The sequence below is a fragment of the Planctopirus limnophila DSM 3776 genome (assembly GCF_000092105.1).
In the GTDB taxonomy this organism is placed as follows: domain Bacteria; phylum Planctomycetota; class Planctomycetia; order Planctomycetales; family Planctomycetaceae; genus Planctopirus; species Planctopirus limnophila.
This window is the reverse complement of record NC_014148.1, coordinates 1859896-1879884: the sequence shown is the minus strand read 5'-3', so window position 1 is coordinate 1879884 and position 19989 is coordinate 1859896. Positions and strand designations below refer to the sequence as shown.

At 52.1% G+C, this 19989-nt stretch carries 11 protein-coding genes and 1 tRNA gene; 5 read left to right on the top strand and 7 right to left on the bottom strand.

Going from position 1 to position 19989, the window contains the following annotated elements; translation table 11 throughout:
- Positions 1 to 62: 62 nt before the first annotated feature.
- Positions 63 to 3353 carry a chromosomal replication initiator protein DnaA gene (locus PLIM_RS07550; protein WP_013109721.1) on the top strand — a complete coding sequence of 1097 codons (3291 nt, stop codon included), beginning with the start codon at positions 63 to 65 and terminating at the stop codon, positions 3351 to 3353.
- A 36-nt stretch (positions 3354 to 3389) separates the two neighbouring features.
- Here PLIM_RS07550 and pyrE read toward each other — a convergent pair whose 3' ends face one another.
- Entirely contained in the window at positions 3390 to 3947 is a 558-nt protein-coding gene (gene pyrE / locus PLIM_RS07545; protein ID WP_013109720.1) for an orotate phosphoribosyltransferase, read from the bottom strand.
- Positions 3948 to 4390: 443 nt separating this feature from the next.
- Here pyrE and PLIM_RS07540 point away from each other — a divergent pair, with 443 nt between their 5' ends.
- Positions 4391 to 5245 carry a diguanylate cyclase domain-containing protein gene (locus PLIM_RS07540; protein ID WP_013109719.1) on the top strand — a complete coding sequence of 285 codons (855 nt, stop codon included), beginning with the start codon at positions 4391 to 4393 and terminating at the stop codon, positions 5243 to 5245.
- Positions 5246 to 5419: 174 nt separating this feature from the next.
- On the opposite strand, the gene PLIM_RS22630 is transcribed toward PLIM_RS07540, so the two are convergent.
- The 6 genes from PLIM_RS22630 to PLIM_RS07510 all read right to left on the bottom strand — a co-directional run bounded on the left by PLIM_RS22630 (position 5420) and on the right by PLIM_RS07510 (position 16510).
- Positions 5420 to 5911, bottom strand: a complete 492-nt coding sequence (locus PLIM_RS22630; RefSeq protein WP_013109718.1) for a transthyretin-like family protein — start codon at positions 5909 to 5911, stop codon at positions 5420 to 5422.
- 262 nt (positions 5912 to 6173) lie between these two features.
- Positions 6174 to 6992, bottom strand: a complete 819-nt coding sequence (locus tag PLIM_RS07530; RefSeq protein ID WP_013109717.1) for a class I SAM-dependent methyltransferase — start codon at positions 6990 to 6992, stop codon at positions 6174 to 6176.
- Positions 6993 to 7173: 181 nt separating this feature from the next.
- Positions 7174 to 9444, bottom strand: a complete 2271-nt coding sequence (locus PLIM_RS07525; RefSeq protein WP_013109716.1) for a WD40 domain-containing protein — start codon at positions 9442 to 9444, stop codon at positions 7174 to 7176.
- 121 nt (positions 9445 to 9565) lie between these two features.
- Entirely contained in the window at positions 9566 to 12016 is a 2451-nt protein-coding gene (locus tag PLIM_RS07520) for a DUF1549 and DUF1553 domain-containing protein (RefSeq protein WP_230849423.1), read from the bottom strand.
- A gap of 162 nt (positions 12017 to 12178) precedes the next feature.
- Positions 12179 to 14641: a PPC domain-containing protein gene (locus tag PLIM_RS07515; protein ID WP_013109714.1), complete on the bottom strand. Its 2463-nt coding sequence runs from the start codon at positions 14639 to 14641 to the stop codon at positions 12179 to 12181.
- A 540-nt stretch (positions 14642 to 15181) separates the two neighbouring features.
- On the bottom strand, positions 15182 to 16510 hold the full coding sequence (locus PLIM_RS07510) for a DUF1501 domain-containing protein (RefSeq protein ID WP_013109713.1): 1329 nt from the start codon (positions 16508 to 16510) through the stop codon (positions 15182 to 15184).
- Positions 16511 to 17156: 646 nt separating this feature from the next.
- Here PLIM_RS07510 and PLIM_RS07505 point away from each other — a divergent pair.
- The 3 genes from PLIM_RS07505 (at position 17157) to PLIM_RS07495 (ending at position 19439) form a co-directional block, all read left to right on the top strand.
- On the top strand, positions 17157 to 18032 hold the full coding sequence (locus PLIM_RS07505) for a M90 family metallopeptidase (RefSeq protein ID WP_013109712.1): 876 nt from the start codon (positions 17157 to 17159) through the stop codon (positions 18030 to 18032).
- A 263-nt stretch (positions 18033 to 18295) separates the two neighbouring features.
- A complete protein-coding gene (locus PLIM_RS07500) occupies positions 18296 to 19288 on the top strand; it encodes a hypothetical protein (RefSeq protein WP_013109711.1) in 993 nt (330 codons plus the stop codon).
- A 77-nt stretch (positions 19289 to 19365) separates the two neighbouring features.
- Positions 19366 to 19439, top strand: a tRNA-Arg gene (locus tag PLIM_RS07495).
- Positions 19440 to 19989: the final 550 nt, after the last annotated feature.

Here is a 19989-nt window from a genome sequence, read left to right as displayed (position 1 = left end):
ACTGCAGTTGTGGTTCGAGTTTTTTTGGCTCGAAACCTGCACTAGGACAGGGATGGCCCAAGGTGCGATACCGGTATCGGCATTTCATAGAGCGTGAATTTGTAGCCACTCGTCGATGGCTGGGACTATCACTCGTGCGATGGTCCGGTTGGTGGCGGAGCGAGCTGGAACACCTCGAACGCTATCTCTCACAAAGAGGAGAGTGGTACGCAGTCGCGTTTGCAGGATTTCTGGGGGTCTTCCTCACATTCATGCTCCCGGCGTCCTATCGCGAACCAACGCTTTACAATGTGAATATCGAATTACCACCTGTGGCTGCCCGACTGCCACGGATCCCTGAACTCCCTGTGGCTGATGTCGATACCAGAATCTCATTGGCTCCCCAGCTATTGGTGGCCGATTACCCTGCTGAATTTATGTTCGTGGGATTGGAGCGGCGGGTCGTCGATCCTTATCTGTCCCGATCGACGTTTACTGTGCCTGCAGATCTTTCATTAAGTGTTGACTGGCTGCATAGTGTGGTGCCCGAAGCCGCGCTAGCGGCCATGGATGCATCACGTAATGAAGCCACCGCCAGCTCGGATTCTGGTCAGTCTTCGCGAGCCTGGAGCGACATTCTCAATCGAATTCGTGATGACTGGCGCCGGGCACAATCACGCCCCAACGATTCTCAAATGGCGGCATATTCACTGGCAACGCCTTATACGGGTCTCGGTAACCGCCTGCCCAAAGCCCTTGCAGACGACCTGACGTCCGACGTCCCCAAATCGACCGTCGCCGCCAGAGGAGAAGCATATTTCGAAGTGGCCATGGAGTCTTCTCGCAGATCCGATCTGCAACAAGGGGGAGAATCGATTGTCTCCATTCGAAACCTCTCTTCGGAAACATTGCCTCTCGTTGAAGTCCTCGAACCTTTTTCGAGAATGCCGCAAGTTGTGGGAGCATTTCCAGATGGCTATGTCGATCAGGATGGCTTGAAACGATCCATCTCGCTGTTGCCACCGGGTGAATCGGAGCGACTCACGACGCGCTGGCTTTCCAGCCGGCAGACGGCGAACGATCTCCTTTCGACCAATCTGGGGAGGTTTCCCGCGGGAGCGACCAGCAGCGAGTATCGCCTGCAGTCGGGGAACCCTTCACTTGTGCAGACAGTCGCTGAGGTCACTGCCGATGCCGTCGCTGGCTCACGCACACTGGTGACTCCGCCCCGCAAAAATGCCCGCCTGGCAATTCAGCTTTCCAGCACAGATCGGATTGTCAAAGGCAAAAATCTCAAAATGAACATTCGCGTACAGAACATTGGCGAGATTCCGCTCGACAATGTCCGCATTCTGGCAGACCTGTCTCCTGAACTCACGCATTACTACGGCAATGCCGTGGAATATGAAGTCGGTTCACTCCGGCTCAATGAAGATCACCAGACGATTTTCATCATTGAGGGCAAGACGCTCGGTGCCGGGAAAGCCGTGCTGCGGGCCGTTTCACCAGATACACCGATCGCTATGGAAGTTTCCCAATTACTGGTGACCGACGATACAGGATACTCACCGGCTGCTGTTCCCGCGCGAAACACTCCGCGTGACCAGCCTTCAGATTTCCCCTTACCTCGTCCTGGCCGCTCGGAGAATTCTTCAAGCGATCCACGCGTCCCCTCAATGCCCCGTGATGAGCTATTGCCACCGCGTGAGCGAATCCCTGCTGCTCGCCCACAGAATCCAATAACGGATCATGGATTGTTTGGCCCGGCACCGGGGGAATTGCCTGCAAACCCGCGTCCCAATTCTTCGTCAGATCTCGAGAATTCTTTACGAAATTCCAACCAGCCACTTCCTCGTGTTCCAGCTAACATGAGAGAACGAGCCGACTCAGGCCGTCCTTTTGGTCCTCCCCCGGTCGATGATCCATTGAATCGATCAGATCGAACTGGCCGGGAATTGGATCGGGTGCTCGATCCCAATCCCGGAAGAGATCTCAACCTGCGTGACAGGGGCAACAACACCCCGTCTGCAGATCCTTTCGGCCCGGAACCTCAGTCACTGGATTCGACGAATTCTCTTCCCGCTCGAAGGCCCTCACTCCCTGCAGTCAACGAGCCTGCTTTTGAACCTCGACAAACTCAACCCGTCATGCCAGACGACAATACATTCGGCCCAGCACCAGGTCGTCGCCCACTGCTGGATCGAGAAGCCTCTCCATCAACCACCGATATGCCGCGAGAAAACTCTCGCGATTTTCCACCATTGCCAGACGATTTCGGCCCGGTTCCAACAGACCTTCCGCCATCCGGGCAACCATCTCGCACGATGCCGCTCGAACGAGATCGGCTTGATAACCTCACTGAACCTCTTGAACCAGCCAGACCACGCAATTCGACCACAAGACCTTCCAGCGATCCCCTGGATAACGCTTTTCCAGATCTATTACCTGGGCAGCCTCTTCCTTCCAGCACGACACCAGAACCTGGCCGACCTGCCGATCCGCGACAGCCATTGCCGCTGCTGCCGGAGATGACTCCCCGCAATCGAGACGTGCCAGCAAGAGATCCCCTGCGATCACCAGAGATCAATCAAACCCTCGAAGATCGGATCGACAAAACCATCCCCAATCGATCCGGCTGGAATCCGACACTCCCTGGAAAGCCCAACCCTTCGATCCCGAATGAGCCGCTGGATCCATTTCCGGAACTCAACGAGCCAGTCCCCAGTCTGATGAACAGAGATTTACCCCGGCTTCCTGACGCCCTCGAGTCTGCTGCTCCCGACACGGACGCTGCGAATCCTCAAAGTTCAGTGCGCTCCAGATCGCCACAACCAGCGTCAGAACCGGATCCTTTTTCAAATGGTTTCGATCCACTCGACTTATTGGAAAAGGCCGATCCAAAAACAAGTCAACCTGAGTCGCCTGCAGGCAGGCGTACACTTCCGGCACTGCCTACCGAGATCCCGGATGACTTTCCGCCATTAGGTCCATTGCCTGGTGCCGGGCAGCCTGATAGCTCCACGAGAAATCGTGAGTCACCGACTGGACGGCCCACTCCTGCGACTCAACCACCTCTTCCTGAGCGGAATCGAACTTCACCTCAGGATCCGTTTGACCCGTTCCCCGCCAATGATGGGGTCATTCGCAAAGTGCGACCTGCAGCACCCGAAATGCCTGTACAACCAGTTGCCCAAGGAGCTCCGTCTGCCCCATTCAAGGTGGTCACTGCCAGCTATCAGGAATTCGTCCCTGTCCGGACGAGTAAAACACCAGTCAAGAGCTCCCCCTCTGCGTCTGTGCAATCAGGGGCACCATCTGCAAACAACATCTCAAGGGCAGTCAGCCCAGAACAGCGACCAGATACATCAAAGTAGCTGCTGATTTTTGCTAGAAGTTTCACTCTGGAACTCCTAGCCGACTACTGGTGGTTTGATCCCGAAGTCTTCAATACTGAGCAGGCTTTTGAAGGGCAATTGGCGGGCGGCAAAGTTGGCAGCACCCCCTTCTTTGCGGTCGACCACTCCGACAACCTGAATCACGTTAAGACCAAAATCGATTGAGCGATCAACCGAAAGCAGTGCACTCCCCCCGGTCGTCACGACATCGTCCACAATGACCACACGCATCCCCGGAGTGACTGGCCCTTCGAGATACTTCTGTGTGCCATGCCCTTTGGACTCCTTACGCACCAGAAAGCCAGCCAGCTCTTTTCCGCGGGCAGCGGCTGCTGTCAGCACCCCTCCCACGATGGGATCAGCCCCTAACGACATCCCTCCAAAAGCATCGAACTCGATCCCTTCGAGGAGATCCAGAAGCCCTTCGCTCAACAGCTTCAATCCCTCGGAATGCAGCGTGATCTGCTTTCCATCCAGGTAATAGCTCGATTTTTTGCCCGATGCGAGTGTGAAGTCTCCAAACCGTAATGCTCTCTGGTGAAACAGTTCGATCAGACGGGCACGGTCATACATTTCGCAATCACCTTCTCGATGGCGGCCATCGAGCCGCCCGACTTCTGGATCATTGATAAACAACGTTCCCCACAGTCTAAAAGCTGATCGTCGACAACGCGAGGATTCCCGTCATAGACTGAGAATCCAGTGAGCGCATGCACACTCCATCTTCTGAGAAAACACTCTCGAATCAGTCCTGCACCACTTATTCGCTACAGCCAGATTATCCATCATCAACAACGTCCTCGCGTATGAATTCTTGTGGTCACAAAGAGCGTTTATGAGACAAACTTGGCGATGGAGAGTCTCACTCGTGGTACAGGTTTTCACACATCGTCTCGCTTCGAGATTCTGGAATTCAGACGGAAAATGCGGCGCTCTATGCCAGTTAACTGAGATATCTCTCCAGATGTTTGGCTCGAATTCACTTCTCGACAACTCAAACAGCACAGGCCGTTTCCATGGAATCGCATGAGCAGTTCACTTTGTGGCTCGCATTATCCACAGGCGGACTGGCTCTACTTGTTGCTGCCGCTACAGGATTTATCTGCGGCATCTGGCTGGGGCCCTGGTGGCAACGGCGCCAGTTTTCACGAGCCCTCAAAGACGCTGCCCTCTGGCAGAACCGATTGCTGACTGAACTGGAACAAGTCGAGAAGAACTGTACTTTCGCTCTATCCGAATCTCAAAAACCATTCCCGCCGGATCGACAAAATCGGTTAGAGAAAGTCCAATCCCGTCTCATCGAGTCACTTCAGCGGCTTGCCAACCTGCGCGGCAGCCACAACAGCTCACCAGCAGTTTTCCAGTTCGAATGGATGACTGACGCTCACTCAGCATCGTCTGGTCTACCAGACCGCACCACATTTGATCTCAATCTCAAACACATGCTCGATTATGGCACCGCCTGCCATACCACCAGCGCACTTTTATTGGTGAGAATGGATCGGCATGACTCAGCCCTTCGGCGGTACGGCCCGAGCGAGACTAGTCAACTGCTACAAAAGATGATCGCTCTGGTCATTCGATCGGCACGAGATACGGATCTGATCTGTCAGTTCGACGAACAAACGATCTCAGTCCTGCTTCCGAATCTCACACCAGCACAAGCCTGGAGACAGGCCGAAATGATTCGTGACTCGATCCGGACTCATCACTTCCTGTTGGAAAATGGCCAACAGGAAGTCATCGTGACGGCATCCTCAGGATTGTCCTGTTCACAACCGGAAAGCAATCCTGAGGAACTGATCCAGAGCGCCAGAAGAGCATTAGCCAAGGCAGAAAGCCTGGGTCGAAACCGACTCATCGCCGAATAACAGCATCCCAGAGCCGCGTGCCATACTGGCACAGTTAATGACGCAACAAACATCCAACTGACAAGAAACTCGTAACGCAGACCCCGAGTGGATCTTCAATTCAATTGCAATAACTCCCAGAGACAGTGGGATCGCAATGAGTGTGAGCTTGAGAATACCGAAGTTACGCAACCCCTAAGGCTGTGACTTCAACTCCAGCTTGAATTCGTTCTTTCCTGAAGATTTCACCTCAGCCATTAACCCAGACTTCTGATGATTGAGGTATTTGGCTGGTACCAGAGCTTTCGGAGCCACTGGTTTCACTTTGGGATCTGGTGGCACATACTCACCCCCGGTAGAAGCGGCCGCTGGTGTCGCCTCATACTTAGAAACGCTTACGGTGTAATTGGCAGCTGCTGCACCATCATTGGGCTGCCAGGTCATCAGTTTGAATCGACCGGATGAATCGGTGGTTCCAATCGCGCTGGGGATGGTCTTACCATCAGGACTTGAGGCCGGTGCATGAAATGTCACCGTCGCGCCATCGAGAGGTTTATCATCCAGTGTTACCACACCTGTCACGGGAAAGGTCGGCAATCGATCTTTTGGTACTTCGCTACCGCCACCACATCCGTGAAGAGACATCCCCAGAACGATCCCCAATAAACTCAAGCGAATGCCATACATTTGTTGTCACTCCCTAACAATTGATCACAAGCTGAAGCCGACCTGACCGCCAAGAACATCGCGAGGATCTCGGCCCATCAAGACTTGCTGTTTCATTGATTATTTGCGATGACGCCGTAAATAACTAGCCAATCTGAGTGGATTTTCTGACATCCCATCAAACAAACACATACACCACACGGTAGACAACCCGCGACGAAACGTGTTCATGCGCTCATCAAGTGTGTTTCGTGCTCTCGAAGCTTCTTCGCGAAGTAAGAACCTACGAGAAAATGCGCGTGGTCTGTTCTGAATCCCTGCGATGTCGCCGTGCTTTGAGCCGCACATAAGGGGGCACAAATCGACCTCTGTGCCCTGACGATCCAGGTGATGCCGTCAGGTCGGCCCGCCTCGGTTCCACCAGATCTTCCAGCACGAAGCCATTGCGGCACAGCTCGCCAATCAGTTCATCCCAGCGATGCAGAAACTCGCTTGTTCCCTGTTCTCGATAGAGCGTATCCGCTGCTACGGGTAAGGCGCGCTGTTCATAGTATTCCACCCCTAACACATAGCGATCACGGTGGTCTCGATGGGTGATCTGCAGACTCCCTGGCTGCTTGTGCTGACTGATGTACAGCCCCCCATCTTTGAGTACTCGAGCCAGTTCCCGATACATCCCCGAGAGGCTGGGAATGTAGCAGGTACTGACAGGTTGATGGGCAATATCGAAGGTGGCGTCTCCCAGCATCGACAAATCATCCATGGATGTGGCCAAAGTTCGCACATTGAGACCTCTGCGCTGTGCCTCTCTCGAATCCAATGCGAGCATCTCAGGACTCAGATCGACAACAGTCACCTCGGCACCGGCAGTGGCATAAAGAATCGATTGCCATCCTCCACCCGCAGCGAGGCAGAGAACTTTCAGGCCCCGGACATCCTCTGGCAGCCAGCCCCGAGAGTCCAGTGTCTTTAAGGGATACCGGCATTCCTCGTCACTGGCCACATGGGCAAAAGGACTGCCATTTCGAGCCAGGGTATCCCACGCCTGACGATTCGTCTCCAGAAACTGTTTTCGTGACCGCTCAGATCCATCGATCAACATCTGACACTGCCCTCAAAGACTCTCGATCCCCAGTGGATTCGCCAAGTTTTGGGATCAATCTTTGAGAAATCAAGCAGCCCCCTCCAATCTGGCCTGCCAAAATGAAAGAGGGATGGCTTTCGATGTCACGAAAACCATCCCTCTGACAATTCATCATACGGGAGAATTCAAGCTTTATAACCTACTCCACAACGGCTGTAGAAAGTGGTGGTAGATTTCGAACAGCTTCAATAGTCGTGATTCGTCCTTGCCACCGCACCAGCAACTCCTGGGCAGTCTTCAAGGCTGCTTCCCGCTCAGCCAGCTGCTTCTTTTCATCCTCCGTTGCCGATGCAGTTTTCATGCGCTGCTCAGCTTCCATCCTCGCATTTTTAAGGGCCTGCTCGGCATTATTTCGAGCACTATCCAGTGCCTTTAATTCATCTCGACCAGACGTGAGCTTTCCTTCCAGAGTGTTTACCTCTGTCTTGATAGCAGCTAAAGCCTGCTTACGCTCATCAATCTGTTTTTCCAGCCCCGAAACAGTCGTGACCTGCTCTTTCACGGCTGCTTCGACGAGATCCACCTGGTCTTTAGCCGACTTAACCTTTCCTTCCAAATCAGAAACAATGTTTTTCTGATCTGCGTTTTCGGCATCTCCATTCAAACTGTTCCGTGCATTTTCCAACGCTTTTTGTGTCGTATCGAATGCTTCTCGAACCTTTTGCAGTTCTCCCTTTTGACCATTCAGTTTGGTCATTGCGACTTCCAACGCCTTAGTGGTCTGGTCAAAATCCTGCTGCTGTTTGGAGAGTTGCTGCTTCATTCCCCCCAACTGCTGTTCCACCCGGCTCATGTCACTCTGCTTGGCAGTTTTTGCCTCATTCTTGGCGTTCAGTTCGGCCTCACGAATACCAACCATTTTGCCCGCTTCTTCCGCCGCCTTCTGGCGATCTGCGAGTTGTTTACGCAAAGATTCCACAGCCTCATTCGCAGCAGTGACTTTTTGCTGTGACCCTGTCAATTCCGCTTGAGCGGCCGCCAATTGAGCCGTGACTGATGCCGGATTCGTGACACACTGGCCGATCACTGCTCCATCTTTCGCATTCCAGGCATAAACCCGACCGGCCATATCACCTGCATAGACCCGGTCGGTCTCACCCGAATAACAAACTTCCATGCCCACATCCTGAGTCGCAGGGAAATCTCTCTGCTTGTTTCCATTGGCGTCAAATAGTTTCGTCACGCGATCACGGCCGGTCGAAACAATCCGAACATCGAGTGTAAAATCCAATGCCTGAACGCCGCCGCCATGAGCATTAAAGTTCTTGATCTGGCCGCCGTTCTGCATTTCCCACAATCGAATCGTGCCATCTTCGCTGCCACTGGCCAGCGTATTGCTATCTGGCGACCACGAGACATCGTTAATACTCCCTGTGTGACCGGTCAGAAAGTAGAACTCTCTTCCGGTATAGGCTTCCCAAACCACGAGCCCATTACTACGGTCACCGGTGGCGAGCAACACTCCATCAGGGCTGAATTCAATCGCGGTCACCCAATCAGTGTGTTTCTTGGACTCGTAAAGCAATTCACCAGTCGATACTTCATAGACCCGCAGCATCTTCTTCGGGCCACCCAGTGCGACCAGCGACATATCTGGGCTCAAGTCTGCTGCCAGAACGGTATCATACTCAGAGCCGACCTGAGCGAGCCTTCTCCCCGTCTTGATGTCAAACAGTACCACCAGACCGCTTTGGCCTCCCCGGCCACCACCAGCGAGCAATACAGAACCATTCCGGCTGAACTTCAGAATATGGGGTTGCCCTTCAGGAAAAGGGAGTACTCCCACGAGATCTAATGTCTGAGCGTGGTAAAGCAGAATCTGCTTGTAGCCCGATACCGCCAAGAGTGGAGCCCACGGGTTGGCTGCCAAAGCAGTGACCGCATTTGCCCGGGACGTCACAACCACTGGCTCGATCGGCAAAGCAACTTCAGGCATGGGTGCCGGGCCATCGGGCCGCTTCATGGACGAGGCTGCAGAGGCAGTCACCACTGTCTTCTTTTTGATCTTGGCTTTACTTCCCGAATTCTGCAGTGCCCCCTGCTCAATCCATTTACGAACAAGTTCCAACTGAGCATCCGGCAGTCGTGGTTGGCCCGGGGGCATGATGGGCTCTGACTCATGGGTCATCACCAGATAAAGCTGACTATTGGCGGGCTCACCGTTGGTATTAATGACTTCGCCAGAAGCCCCACCCTGCATGGCAGCGGAGTAGTTATCGAGAACCAGGTCACCTTTTTTATCATTGGCATTATGGCACGAGCCGCATTTCTCCCGAAAAATTGGCAGAATGTGCTCGTCATAAGTGATCTTCTTCTCCTGAGGTTTATCATCCGACGATTTTTCCTGAGCAGATATCGCTCCAGGAACAGCCATCGCCATGGTCAAAAGGATTGGGAGAAACCGACCCATACTGATACTCACTCTTCCACGAATGTCAGGCCAATCAGGTGAGGAGAAGCCATCAATGTCAACCGCGTTACAACACCAAATACTTAAGTTCACAAATCAAGGAAACGCTCGCGACTGCGCCTTAGTGATTAAAGATAAATTCCCGGCTGTTCAGCAGTGCCCAGAAAACATCATCGAGATCTTTCTTGGCATCCTTCGATTCAGCCAAAGTTGGCAACAGAACGTCAAGTTCTGCTTGAGTCGCTTTGCGTGAAAGACAGCGAATATAGAGTCGCTGCACAATCTCTTCGTGAGGAACTTTCTCCTGCAACCACTTACCAACCAGGTTCCCCTGGGCAATCTTCTGATTGGAAGAATCGCCATTGAGCAGGTGCAGTGCCTGCGACAACGTCGGCTCCATCTTCACCTCACAACTGCAAGCCGTTTCACGCGTCGCTCGACCAAAAGTCGTCAGGAAGTAGTTCGATGTCTGTCCGTCAGCAATCTGAACGGCTCGAGCCCCCAGAGGCAACCCGCGGAACTTCTCCCGACCACTTGTCACCTGCGTGATAATGTCGAGCATTGATTCGGCTTTAATACGCCGTAGAGATTGATGAGCAAAATTCTTCTCATCGGTGGCATTCGATTCATTCCGCTGTGTTGACCGCTGATAAGCTTCTGAACGAACAATTTCTTTAACCAACTGCTTGAAGTTGTAGTTCGAAGCTGTGAATCTCTTGGCCAACTCTTTCAAGAGAGGCTCATTGGAAGGAGGATTGGAGATTCGCACATCATCAATCGGATCGACAATGCCAATCCCGAAGAAGTGATGCCACACTCGGTTGACGAAGTTTTCAGCAAAGTACGGATTCTCCGGCGAAGCCAGCCAATTCGCCAGGACTTCACGGCGATCCTTACCCTTCGTATCTGCTTTTGGCCCACCCAGAAAGACAGGCTCCATCACCTTACCGTTGACAGGATGCCTTACGTCACCACCACCACTATTGAAAATGATCGTTTCGCGATAGTCTTCGGCTTCCTTACGTCCAATCTGAGAAAAGAACGACGCAAAGGCGTAGTAATCATCCTGTGTCCAGCGATCAAAAGGATGATTATGACATTGAGCGCATTGCGTTCTCATTCCCATGAAGATCTGGGCGACATTCTCAGATACTTTGAGTGTATCCCGCTCGATCTGATAGAAATTTGTCGGAGCGTTCTTAAATGTCCCCCCATTCGCAGAGAGAATATCTCGCACCATGACATTGAGCGGCACATTCTCGGCGATCTGCTCTGATAGCCAGTTATAGTACAGCACAATCGACTTATAGCTGGTCTGATTGGATGATCTCATCATCAGCCATTCGGCCCACTTGGAGACCCAGACTTCAGTGAATTCTTTCCGCTCGACAAGTTGATCAATCAGCAGATCCCGCTTCTGAGGATTCGTATCCGTCATGAAAGCGACATATTCTTCTTCCGTCGGGAGAATCCCGACCAGATCGAGGTAAACACGCCTCAGAAATGCTTCGTCATCCGCTTTGCCACTGGGTTCAATGCGCAGTTTCATGAGTTTCTGATTGACCAGGTCATCAATATAATTGGCACTCGGCATTGCCTTAGCCTCATACTGATGCCATTTGGGCAACACGACAAAGTGAGAGCCCACGGTAAATGTAGCGAAGCGAGCCATGATAAAGGCTTCGCCACGAGCTCCCGCCTGAATGATACCTTCGGGAGAAATTGTTGCGGAATTGTCATTATTCGACATAAACAATGTCAGGGCTGTCACGTCCCGATCAGAACCATCGCTATAGGTCGCACGAACTGTTACCTGTTGCTTTGTACCTTCGCCATCGAGCACCCCATCTGGCGGGTATAGTGATAACCCTGTGCAGACGGGGACATCAGCCGGATCTTGCGGGCAATTGGCGGCGACCCAGTCGACAAAGGTTTTATTCAGATCCGAAGTCATCTCAAAACGCTTACCGCCGCCATGGGGAACAGCCCCCACAGATTTTTCGACCAGAAGACTGGCTTCAGGCACAGCGAGGTCGACTCGGCGACCGGGGAGTTCTCTTACGATGCGGTGGTAATCACCATCCGGGTCGTAACCAAAGAGAGAAAGTCGAAAACCATCTTTTCCGCGGGCAGCACCATGGCAGCTACCACTGTTACAGCCCGCCTTCATCAGCACTGGCATCACATCCAGTTTGAAACTCACAGGACGAGCTTCAGTCGCTTTGATGACTTCCAGAGGAACAGCCTTTGTCAAACCACCATACTCGACACGAAGCTCTGTCTTGCCATCAGCCTGAGGACATAACGTCGTCCCCTCCAGCTTGACAAACTGTTGATCAGCGATCTGGAATTTTGCCTCATGACTGACATCGACAGTTACGCCATCCTCTCGCACCGCCTGAACAACAAGGAGCTGCCGATCTGCTGTTGTCTCGAGCTTGACCTGCTCAGGATAGACACGCAATTGAGTGAGCTTGGACTCACCAAATACATCACCAGTTGCGAACAGGAATGTTCCCAGAACGCCCCATGTCATCCAGCAACGGTTAAAGATTGTACTGTACTTGTCCATAGCCCACCCCGATCCTGATTGAGCATTCGTATCCGAAATTTTGACTTCCATCTCAATCACCTGTGCCGTTATCTGATTGCCATTTCGACGGCCCTGACTGATCCAGGGCAAAATCTATTCATATCACTCATCTGCTCTGACTCTGTCGAAAAAAGACAAGCGTTAAGGGGCCTGCCCCGCAGCGGCCTTCTGCTGCTGCTCTAACCGCAGTTGCTCCAGGCGGCTCAAGGGTTTCGTTGCCGGCGGTTTGGGTGCTTCCGCAACTTGAGGAGTGGGAGCGGGTGCAGGCGTCGTTTTGGGTGGCAACGGCTTGTCAATCCGCAGTTCGCCGCTCCCTAAATGATGAATCACTTCTTCACCTTCCTGCTGAATGATAATCTGGCAGAAAAGATTCTTGTTTTTGCTGACTGGTGCTTCAGGTCCGGCTTTAATCTTGAATACCAACTCCTGCGTCTCTTTAGTCATCTCCAGTGGCTCGGCGGTTGTTTGATGAGGCAACCCCATCAACACGACCTTGGCAGTCCCCTCAAACGGTGTGACCTGCTCAACTTTTACCGGGTAATCGATTTCTGCATTCTGCTCGATAGCGGACTTTGCGAACTCCAGCTTGACGTAAGGCTCAGCGACTTTCAGCGCAACAAACGGCGAGGCGGAAACACGACTTCCTCCCACATCCGCACGAACTCGGGCACAAATCTTCCAATCACCTGCGGGAGCATTTCCAGCAGCATTCACGTCAATCACGGTCTCCGTCTGCCCTTCAGCGATGACTGCATTGCGACTTGAATTGACACCTGGTGGATTCTGCAGCAACTCGACATTGATGGGACCTTTGAAGTCGCCTTCTCGTTTGGCAATCAGCTTTAACTTCAAAGGACTGTTTTTAATCAGCGGGACTTTGGGTTGAACAATTTCCACGGAAAAAGGGACTGGTTCCACCACGGAAACTCCCAAGGAAGGTAGCGCTTCGATAAAGAACGGACGGTTGTTCTGGCCGCGGACCATGATGGCGTCCTGCCTCACTCGACTTTCAACATGCCGATTGGGATCTGCGGCGATGAAACCCACAATCTGAGACATTTTCAGACTCAGCGGTGCATCAGGAGCTGCGACCAAGACGACCTGAGCCACCCCTTGGCCATCCGCCAGTTGAGGAGCCTCGATCGTGACGCCCTGAGGAAGATTTTCACTGCGAAACTCAATGGGCCCGCCGACATCCCGTCTTGTGGCTGTTACCAGGAATGGCAATCGCCCACCAGCGGGTAACTCGAGCGTATCTTCCTGAAACTGGACAAATTCATTAATCGAAAAATCGAGACGAGGCGTAATCGGGTTTGCTTCAATCCGGTAATGATAGGCATTCCCTCCACGACCCAGATGATCGCGAATCATGACAAAGTATTTACCATCCGCAGGGCAATTGAACCGAAGCTGACTATCGGGAGTGCCGGGGGAGTCGTCGCTATTGGCGACTGCATTCCCTTTGTCATTCCAGATCTGCAGCACAGAATCAATCTCGGAACGCAATCGTCTTCCGTAAACAACGAACTCGAAATTCTCGCCTTTTTTGGCTTCGAAGGCGAACAGGTCTCGATCGCCCTCCGTTTGCAGAATGCCATTCATTGCGGCGGGCAGGACAGCCAAAGGAGCCTGCTCCATCGAATCATTCGGCTCCGCTTCGATCACATTCTCAAGATCTGTCAGCCGAAATGCGTTACCAGTAGGCGAAGTTCCCGAATCATCACTCGCTGAAAGGGCAAAGTTCAACGGGGAAGATGCTGGAAGACTTTCCAGAGTTGGTAGCACTACATCTCGCGTCAAAGGGCCCTTGACATCCCCGTAATAAGTGACCGAAACGGTGCTTCCAGGTTTACCACCGGCTGGGACAATTGCCAGTGGCCTGGGATAGTTTCCTATATGGAGCTGGTAATAGCTATCACCCGACCCGCCATAACTCGACTCTCTGACCATCAGGATGTATTTACCATCAGTGGGGACGACTATCGAAGCCACGCCATCCTGAGTGCCAAAAGCCGCATCATCACTGCCAGCCAGTTCAAATCGTGATTCATTGATGATCGACACATACGGATCGAACATCGAGTTACCCAGGCGGATGCCGACAACTTCCGCAGTCAACCGCTCACCAGCTTTCGCATCGACGACAAAGTAATCGACATCCTCGTTCGTTACGACGCCGTTGATTGTCACGTTGTTCGAAATCACCTGTGGCTTAGCGAACTCATTGTTCGGTTCAACTTCTTCAACAACAGGCAAGGCCGAGATGGCGAAATTTTGCGTCTTGGACATGCCACTTTTGGTACGGAGCCTTAGATGCCGAATCCCTGGCGTCTGATCTGAACTGAGTTTGACGCGTGCCTTGACGAGTTTGTCGTTCTCGACTTTGAAATCGAGGACTTCAATTCCCGGCTCGTACATGATCACTTCAGCAGCGTCGCCGAGCCGCTCGCCGTTGAATGAGAGTTCGACTTCTGTCCCTCGTTGTGCACCACGAGGCATGACATTTCTTACAACAGGGTCGGCACCCAGAACATGTCCAGCGGTCGCAAGGCCCATCAGCAGGCAGGCAATACTTAAGTTGCGAGCGAACCAGAATTTCATCATGGGAGAACATCCTTAGCCTGCACACATCACCTGCTGTGCATGACTTTTCCTTCAGGCGAGAACTATTTGGCAAGCTGTCGTTACCAGGCAGGTTATCTTCACGAGGCAGGACAAAGACTGTTCGATGTCTGGGAATCAACAGCCTTTGTGTAGATCTCGTCACATCGAACTTATTTTATGCAAACAATCAGAGCAAGCTCTCAAGTGTCTGGCGAAAATACATAAGCATTAATGACTGTAACGATTATTCCAGAAAGCTGGTGACGAAGCTGATACCATCCGAACCAGTTTTCTGTGGCACGAACACCATCTATTGAAAAGTCTGTCCCACTGAAACCAACAGGCTTGGAAACCACTCCTAATGATGGACGGCACTGTGGCGGCCTGAGCCGACAAATGCGCAAATCATTCTGACCAGTTCAATGCCTCTGAATAGTAAACAAGGACATTAACACTGACGGCTAAGCACCAAGCCATCGCCCAAGAGTCAGGCGATGGCTCGCTGTGCATACGCTAGAAAGACTGCACGGCCAGCCGGGACTAAGCCAGCAACTCTTTCACCACTTGACCACCATCCACGATTTCAATCGGACGATCCCCAGGTGCCATCAACTCCTTGTCAGCCACAATTCCCAAAGCGTGATAAACAGTGGTGAAGAGATCTTCGATTCCCAGAGGATTCTCATCAGGCTCGGAGGCCACAGCATTTGACGAACCGTAGACAGCACCTTGCTTGATCCCGCCACCAGCCAGGGCCACACTGAAAACCTTCGGATAGTGATCGCGGCCTGCTGTCCCGTTGATCTTCGGTGTCCGGCCAAATTCAGAAGACACCATCACCAATGTTTCACCCAGGAGACCACGCTGGTCGAGATCCTTGATCAGCATTGAGAAAGCCTGATCAAACTGGGGCATCTGATTCTTAAATCCCTGCACGATATTGGTGTGATGATCCCACCCGCCGTAAGTCAGGTTCACCAGACGCACACCAGATTCGACCAGGCGGCGAGCCAACAGCATGCGAGCGCCGGCCGTATTTCGTCCATACTGATCGCGGATCTCGGGGGATTCCTTCTCAATATCGAACGCTTCTCGTGCCTGCGACGAGCTGATCAGGCTGTAAGCGCGATCATAGAAAGTGTTCATCGCGGTCAGTTCGTCAGATTTTTCCCGCTGAGCAAAATGACCATTAACAGCATCCAGCATGCGGCGACGTGACTCAAATCGAGCATCATCAACTCCGCCAGGCAAGTTCAGATCCCGCACTTTGAATCCGTTATTGGCCGGATCGGAACCCAAGGCAAACGGTGCAAAGGCACTGCTCAAATAGCCGCTCCCGGCATACTCGTTTGGCACATTCGGCACACAGACATAGGGAGGCAGATTGTTACGTGGTCCAAATTCGTGACTGATCACAGATCCAATCGAAGGATACTGCAATGCAGGACTTGGCCTGTACCCTGTGAACATATTATGGGTGCCACGTTCGTGGGCTGCTTCACCATGAGTCATACTGCGGATAATGCAGAGCTTGTCAGCAACTTCTGCTGTCTTGGTCAAAGTTTCACCAAACATCACGCCGGGAAGCTTTGTCTGCACCTGCTTCATTTCACCACGATACTCGATCGGAGCATTGGGCTTCGGATCAAACGATTCCTGATGAGCAATCCCGCCAGGCAGGAAAATGTGAATGATCGATTTGGCAGTTCCCTGGAAGGTTTTGTAATCCTTCAAATCTGCCAAAGCCTGCTGCTGCAAAAGATGAGGCAGAGTTAATGAGGTCCCTGCCAGCATGCCCACTGACAGAAATCCACGGCGGCTGAGTGCCTGAAAATGCGCTGGTGCACAATTAGGGGAAACTTTCACCATGGCATCAACTCCAGATTTAAGGGCGGGAAATTGCGAGGTAAGGATTACTGCGGAATTCTTGGGGGCAAAACGCTGGGCATCCAAGCCTGACCATCTCAAATCTTTGGATCATCAGACCGAATCTTGGCTTTCCAACATTGCATCAAAAAATGTCGCTGCGTCAACATTTGGCATCTTGAGAAAATTAGTTTCCTGAAAAAACAACAATTTTGTCAAAAACTTGACACGTTATGGAAATCTTCGCACAGCACCCCCTGCTCCTGACGATTCATCTTTTCGATTACAATCGCAACAATCTACGCCATTGAGCCTTACGTCACGATCAACCAAACCTGCATCTTCACATGCTGAATGCCACGTAGGATTCAAGACCAAGCCATGCCACCCCCACTGCGAATCCAATACCGCACGCAATATCACGTTTTTTTGATCGGCCTTTCCCAGGGTCGTCAAGTCATGAGATCTCGATCTATTGATTGATTGATCTTGTCGAAATGACAGCACCCATTTCCTTGGAATCATCACAATCGGACTGCAAAACCTGAAATTGAATCATCTACCGCCTCTGCTTTTTCGTCCCTGTTAGAACCTGCCCCAGATTCAGTACTCCTCAACAGTTCTTGACAGCCGGAGGGAGTTGGTCATCATGTGGAAATGGTTGAGAAACAGGCAACGTAAACTCAGATCTCAGAAACCTTTGCCTCATTTCTTGTCCCGCTTGATCAAGCGGCCAGATCTCAGTACCTGGCTGACCGATGCCGCCAGAGTCAAACTCATCAACCACGCTCGCAATATGGTTGCCGAAAAGAACTGGGAAGGCCTGAGCGGTTTGGTCGTCACGGAAGAAATGAAATGGAAAATTGCACTTCAGGCCTCCCGGCTCACACTCGGATTTGATGACTCGCCGTTTGACTCGATTCAATCCATCCTGATCTACCCCTCGACCTATGTCGCACCTCAGCAAACAAAACTTGGACATATCGTCGTTGAAAGCTCCTCCCTGCGCCTCGGCGAAGCCTGGAAACGCGGGCCCATTGTTTTGGCATGGGAAGACATTCAGCGCGAATGGGAAGGCCACGAGCCATTCCACAACGTCGTCATTCATGAGTTCTCACATGTTCTCGACATGGCCAACGGAGATGCCGACGGTATGCCTGTCATTGAAAACCCGGCTCTTGCCAGAAACTGGATATCCCTCATTCCCCAGCAATTCGCACAACTCGTCCAGCGGCTACACTCTGGCCACAGCGATATCATCAATAGCTATGGAGCCACAAACCTCGCCGAGTTTTTTGCTGTCTCGACCGAAGCCTTCTTTTCATCACCGAGACTTTTCAATATATGGCATCCGGAACTCGCACAACTTTATCAACAATACTTTGGCCATACTTTCTACTCGACGAGTTGGCCACTTCATCCACAGTACTCCATGATTAACCCCTCCCAGTTCACCGCCTCGCAGACCAGTGACTACCTGAGCAGCCATAGATACCTCAACCATGAACGATATTTAGTCGGTTAAACAGTCCGGCATTCTCTTCAAATCTCATCATGTGAAGTCATGATCCAAGATGATTATGTGAACTTCTATTTTTGATAGCTGCTGAGCTGCCGATTCATTTGCGAGTCTGTAGTACTGAGAAAATCATCGCATCCCTAAACGCAACACTTCTTCCGAAACAAAGCTCATTGGCCTTGCGAAAATAGGATGGTAAGCTCGCCGAGACCAATTTGTGCATGAATGCCATTCAGCCCTAGATAACTGATTTTCAGCGAGGACTCCCGATGAGAACACTTCTCTGCGGCATCACGATGCTCGCTTTGTCCTCTTTTCATTCGACCCTGGCGGATGACACCTCCAGGACTTTGGCGAAATCGAACGATGCGGTCCCCTCCATCGCTGAAGCCCGAAAAGTTCTTGATCTTTCTCAGATTCCCCTGGCACCAGGAGCAGAAAAAGCACCGCGGCGACCGATTTTTTCCCTCTCCTATGATTGCACAACTGGCACAAAAGAAAGTTACAAGTTTCACCAGAATCAGTTCACTTCGACTGGCTGGACGGAACTTCCCGGCAGCAGTGTCGAAGATGCTTTGGCGAGTGGTACTTTCCAGAAAAACGGTTATTCACTTTCAATGATGGTTATGCCTGCCGGAGGAAAATCGCTTGTCAGCATCATTCCCCACGGGAATGTTCCGCTGGCAAAACTCCCCTCGTTGCCTGGATCGAAAGTACTGTCCGACACTCCTGCTCAAATCATGCTTATCATGCAGGAAAATTCGGCTGTCCTTGCCAGCAAAATCACCCAAGATCTGATCAACAGAGGCTGGAAGCCCTATGGCGAGGCTGGCCCTACTCGATTGTTCGCCCAGGGATCCACACTGCTGAACGTCATGATCTCCGATGCTCCTGGCCAGGCCGGGAAATCGATGGTGATGTACTCGACTGTGCTCAGATCGGCAGACCTTCCTGTGACCGATGACGCGACTTCGATCCAGTACTCCGATGCTCTAACCCAGGTCAGCTGGCAAAGTTCCTCAGACCCCAAAGAGGTCATTGCTCGAACGAAAACGCTTATGGAAGCCCAGGGCTGGAAATCCACGACAATGGAACCGCTGTATATCGATTACAAATGGACCATGTTTTTTCGTACCGATCCCAAAACACTGCGAAAATTGGAAGTTCGCGATCTCAAACCCGGCTCTCGGGCCCTGCTCAAAGAATACCTCCTCGAAGAAATTCCTGATCAACCCGCCACCGCGGCACCCGGTAATCCTTAGTCCGCACCAGAGAAACATGCCGCTCAACTTGCAAACTGTGTTGTCAATCGGGATACTTCCATCGGCGAAGCCAATCCGCACCCCTAGCTCAATTGGATAGAGCAACGGTCTTCGGAACCGTAGGTTAGTGGTTCGACTCCACTGGGGTGCATTTTTCATAAGTCTTGCCGAAAGCTGTAGTTAGCATACCTGTCTGCGTTGGGTAGTGCGGCCTTTTACCGTGGAGTTTCTCAGTATTGCACAGAGAAACTCAGCGAGAGGCCCCGCATATGCCTTGTCTCCCTGGGGGATAAAGGTCGGTTACTGACGGCCAGTCCTTGCCATTCCAAGAGACTGATTCGCTCCAGCCGGAAGTGTAGGTTTCTGTCGAGTTGCAGTCGCCTGAGAGGTTGACCCAGAGATTGGTGGTGGAATCCTGTGACCGGCTGCGGCCACCAATGACCACTTCTTACGTGAGAGAACCGGCTTTGGTACGCGATTGCCCCTGACTCTGGGTGATCTCGTAATGCAGACCAAAACCAGAGGACGCAAGATCAAATACCATCTCGGAGTGGAGATCGTCCGTCTGAGACGTCCCTGAGCCCACTATGGACGCCACTTGATGGGTGGTACCCAAAAACCCCCTGTGGTGAAGCCACCCCGGTAGCAATCAGAATTTCAACCGGGGCCACCCTGCCATTTGCAGTGCCTGTTGAGCCCGA

Excerpts from the sequence above, each read along its gene's own strand:
- PLIM_RS07505 (WP_013109712.1), top strand. The coding sequence starts at position 17,157 with ATGTGGAAATGGTTGAGAAACAGGCAACGTAAACTCAGATCTCAGAAA.
- PLIM_RS07510 (WP_013109713.1), bottom strand. The coding sequence starts at position 16,510 with ATGGTGAAAGTTTCCCCTAATTGTGCACCAGCGCATTTTCAGGCACTC.
- PLIM_RS07530 (WP_013109717.1), bottom strand. The coding sequence starts at position 6,992 with ATGTTGATCGATGGATCTGAGCGGTCACGAAAACAGTTTCTGGAGACG.
- PLIM_RS22630 (WP_013109718.1), bottom strand. The coding sequence starts at position 5,911 with ATGTATGGCATTCGCTTGAGTTTATTGGGGATCGTTCTGGGGATGTCT.
- PLIM_RS07525 (WP_013109716.1), bottom strand. The coding sequence starts at position 9,444 with ATGGGTCGGTTTCTCCCAATCCTTTTGACCATGGCGATGGCTGTTCCT.
- PLIM_RS07500 (WP_013109711.1), top strand. The coding sequence starts at position 18,296 with ATGAGAACACTTCTCTGCGGCATCACGATGCTCGCTTTGTCCTCTTTT.
- PLIM_RS07540 (WP_013109719.1), top strand. The coding sequence starts at position 4,391 with ATGGAATCGCATGAGCAGTTCACTTTGTGGCTCGCATTATCCACAGGC.
- PLIM_RS07520 (WP_230849423.1), bottom strand. The coding sequence starts at position 12,016 with ATGGACAAGTACAGTACAATCTTTAACCGTTGCTGGATGACATGGGGC.
- pyrE (WP_013109720.1), bottom strand. The coding sequence starts at position 3,947 with ATGTATGACCGTGCCCGTCTGATCGAACTGTTTCACCAGAGAGCATTA.
- PLIM_RS07515 (WP_013109714.1), bottom strand. The coding sequence starts at position 14,641 with ATGATGAAATTCTGGTTCGCTCGCAACTTAAGTATTGCCTGCCTGCTG.